This window comes from Microbacterium sp. H6 (assembly GCF_003314775.1).
Taxonomy (GTDB): domain Bacteria; phylum Actinomycetota; class Actinomycetes; order Actinomycetales; family Microbacteriaceae; genus Microbacterium; species Microbacterium oxydans.
In genome coordinates this window covers 1-4,017 of the sequence record NZ_QOAY01000039.1, presented here as the reverse complement: position 1 = coordinate 4,017, position 4,017 = coordinate 1, and the positions used below count along the sequence as shown (strand labels likewise).

At 68.2% G+C, this 4,017-nt stretch carries 1 protein-coding gene; it reads right to left on the bottom strand.

Annotated elements, in window-relative coordinates; translation table 11 throughout:
* On the bottom strand, nt 1–4,017 hold a 4,017-nt coding region (locus tag DSP71_RS02705), incomplete at both ends, for an Ig-like domain-containing protein (RefSeq protein ID WP_147251169.1).

The following is a 4,017-nucleotide window of genomic DNA, read 5'->3' as shown; positions in this document are numbered from 1 at the left end:
CCTGCACGCGCACCTGGTAGATGCCGCCGTTCTCGAGACCCTCCCAGGTCATCGAGTTCCCGGTGGCCTGCTTCTGCGAGACCCCGGACGGCGGAGCCGGCGAGATCTCCAGCGTGTAGCTCTCCACCGGAGAGCCGGGAGTGGTCGGGGTGGCCCACGCGACCTTGAGCGACTTGTCGCCGAAGGTCAGCGTCGGCGGGGTCGGGGTGTCGGGACGAGCGTCCGGACGGGCGACCGCCGACGTGCCGGACGGCTTCGACTCGCCGACCCGGTTGGTCGCGGTCACCTGGAAGGTGTACTCCACGTTGTTTGTGAGGCCGTCGAGCGTGCACGTCGTCGAGCGGCATTCCTTCGAGTACGGGCTGCCGCCGACCGACTTCACCGTGTACTTGGTGATCTCGGCGCCGTTGTTCGACGGTGCGCCGTAGGAGACCACGACGGTGCGGTCCTGCACGCTCGACACCAGCGGGGTGCCCGGTGCCTCCGGCACGCCCTGCACGGTCACGACGATCTGGCCGTTGGCCTCGCGGTCGGGATCCTTCGTCGCATCCTGGATGCGGTAGCGCACGACCATGGTTCCGACGAAGCTGGCGTCAGGCGTGACGACCACCTGATCGCCCTTCACGGCCGCGCCGCCGGAGCCCGACTCCGTGGCAGCAGTCATCAGCTTGAGCGGGGTCTCCGGGAACGGGTTGTAGTCGTTCGCGAGCACGGGCACCGTGATGCTCTTGCCCTGATCCGCTTCCGAGATCGTGTCGGTGTTCGCAGCAGGAAGCGGGCGGGTCGAGGCGCCGACGCGCACGGTCACGGTGCCTTCGACGGCTTCCGTCGTCCCGTCGGTGATCTCCAGCTTCAGGGAGGACACCGTGCCCTTCTCGACGTCGGACGAGGCCTCGACGAGCAGCTTCGAGCCGTCGATCTTGGCGGTGATGCCCTTGCCCGCACCGCTGACGTACTTGTACCTGTGCTTGCCCTCATCCTCCGGATCGGGGTCGGCCGTGAGGGCGGCCAGGTCGAGCGTCGATGCCTTCTCGCCCGGAGCGACGATGACCTCTGCGCCCGTGAACACCGGCTGCTGGTTCTCCGGCGGCAGCACGTTGATCGGGATGCTCAGCGTCGCCGTACGGCCCTCGGGGTCGTCCGGCCCCGTGCCGTCTGTGACCTCGAACGTGAGCGAGTCCTGCCCGAAGTAGCCCTCGGCCGAGGTGTACACCAGGGTGGTCTCGTCCTTCACGAGGTCGTCGCCGTTGGCGTACACGGCGTTCACCTTGGCATGCTCGGTGATCCGCGCGGTCCCCCCGCCTGCGACGGTGACGAACTTCGAGAGCGGGATCTCCCTGGTCTCGCCGCTCATGACCTCGAGCGGCTTGGTCGAATCCAGGATCGGCCGCAGGTCGGACTCGGCCGGCACGAAGATGAACGCGGATGCGGCCAGATCGTCCTGATCGGTGATCGTGTAGCGGATGAGCTGCAGCTGCTCGGTGACGGTGACCCGCACCTTGCCGTTCTCCAGCTGGGTCGCGCCTTCTCCGAGCACGAGCTTCAGGCGATCGGTGGTGCCGTCCGGGTCCTCGTCGTTCTTGAGGATGTCGAGGTCGGCACTCATCGTGCCGTCGGTGAGGTCGGTCGGCCGCACACGGTCGTCACGCGCGACGGGCGCCTGCAGCGGGACGTCCTCGTCGACGGTGATCTGCAGCGCCGCGGTCGCCTCGGCGCCCCTCGCGTCGCGGATCGTGTACTGCAGCGACGTCTCGAGCTCGCGGTTCGGCGCCTGCACCAGCACCCGATCACCCGAGACGCGGGCCGTGATGCCCGTCTCGGTCGGAACCTCGAGGCCGTCCTTCACGAGGATGATCTTGTCGCCCTCGGGGTCGGAGTCGTTCAGCATCACCGGCACCGAGATCTCGCGACCCGGCCGCACGACCACGGCATCCTTCACCGCGAACGGTCTCTGATTGATCTGCTCGCCCGGTGCGATGCCCACCCGGATCGTGGCGATGCCCTCCTTGCCGAGGCGGTCGCGCACGCGATAGCGGAACACGTCGACACCGGAGGAGTCGTCGAACGCCTCGTACGTGAAGTAGTTCTGCGCCGTCTCGGTGATGCGCCCCTTCTGCGGGCTGGAGGCGATGTCGATCAGCTCGACCGAGTCGCCGTCGGCGTCGATGCCGTCGAGAGGGACGGCGATGTTCGCGGTCGACCCGGCGAGCACGCGGGCCACCAGGTCCTGCGGGCGCGGAGCGGCGTTCGTCTCCTCGTCGACCGGAAGGATCTGGATCGTGACGTAGCCGGCGTCCTTCTGCTGGCGCGAATCGACCGCCTCGTAGGTGAGGTACACGGTCTTCGCGACGGGTCCGGCCTTGAACCGGATCGTGTCCTGCGAGACGAACGCCTCGCCGTCCTCCGGGTCGACCAGCGGCTCGACCAGCTCGGGAACGACGTGCATGACGTCGTCGTTCGGGTGCGTGTCGTTGTCGAGCACCGGGATGGTGACGACGTCGCCCGCGCGCACGATCGCCGTGTCGTCGTTCACGACGGGTTGCAGGAGCTTGTCCGGCGCGGGGATCGGGATGACCACCACCTCACCCTCCGCCGACTTGGAGCCGTTGGAGATGCGGTACTTGATGCGCGCCTGGTCGGTGAGCGAGCCCTGATCGGTGATGCGAAGCGTCTCGTGGTTGATGACCGACACGGAGATGCCCGAGTCGTCGTCGATCGAGACGGACTGCACCACCAGGATGCCGCCGGCGGGGTCGACGTCGTTCGCGAGCACGCCGATGAGCACATCGCCGCCCGTCGGCAGCAGCGCCACGTCGCGCACGGCGACCGGAGGGAGATCCGTCTCGCTCGCCTCGAGCACGTCGACGCGCACGATCCCCTCGCCGTTCTCGGGGCCGGCGGTCGCCAGGTACAGCACGTAGTAGGTGCCGGGAGCATCAGCGGTGAAGGAGAAGGTCTTGTTCGGCCCGTCCGTGACGATGGTCGCGCCGGGAACCTCGTTCACGCGGCCGAGTCGCAGCAGCTCGCGCCCCGAACTGGTGTCGTTGGCCAGCGGTGCCACGGTGACCTGCTCGCCGACGCGGGTCACGACGTGATCGGCGTTGGTCTTGGGCTTGGTCGAGCCCTCCGGTCGGACATCGAGGGTCACCGTCGCGGTGGCGCTCTCCCCGTATCCGTCGGCGACGGTGACCTGCACGTCCTTGCGTCCCTGCTGGCTCGCGGTCGCCTTGTACGTGATCTGGCCGTCGGTGCTGAAGTCGACCTCGTCGCCCGGCGCGGGGACGACCTCCTTGAGGTAGACATCGTCGCCCTCGGGGTCGATCCAGTCCGGGAGGATGTTGTACGAGATCGTTCCGCCGGTCTCCACGGTGAGACTGGTGTGCCGTTTGGGCACCGGAGCGGTGTTCACGCTCTTGTCGTAGACGGTCAGCGTGACCGCTGCCGTGTCCTTCCCGCCGCGACCGTCATCGGCCTCGTAGGTGAAGGTGGTCGATCCGGTCGCGTCCTCGTCGACCGCGATCTGCAGGGATCCGCCGTTCTGCACCTGCTGGATCGTGCCGAGAGCGGGCTGGGCCTCGGCGAGGGTCGCGACCAGGACGTCGCCGTCCGGATCGTTGTCGTTGTCGAGCACGGGGAGCATCGTCGTCACGCCGGGGCGCACACCGAACGTGTCGTCCTCGGCGATCGGAGGGGTGTTCTCCTCCTTGCGCTCGGGGAGCGTGGTCTCGACGGTCTCCTCGGTCGAGTCGTCCTCGTTCTCGGTCTCGCCCTCCGGCGGGGTGAGGTCGTTCCAGTTGTCGACGCGCTGCAGGCTCTCGTTCGCCAGCCAGGCCGCTCCGCCCACCGCGTCGTTGAGGATGATGACGTCGCGGTTGACGCGGAACACGAGGCTCTTCGAATCCTCGGCGCCGTCGACGTTCGCGTTGACGTCGTTCGCCGACCCGGGGCACTCCCGGATGAAGGTGGCCGTTCCGGCCCACGCGCCGTAGGTGCAACCGCGCAGCCACACCGGCGCCG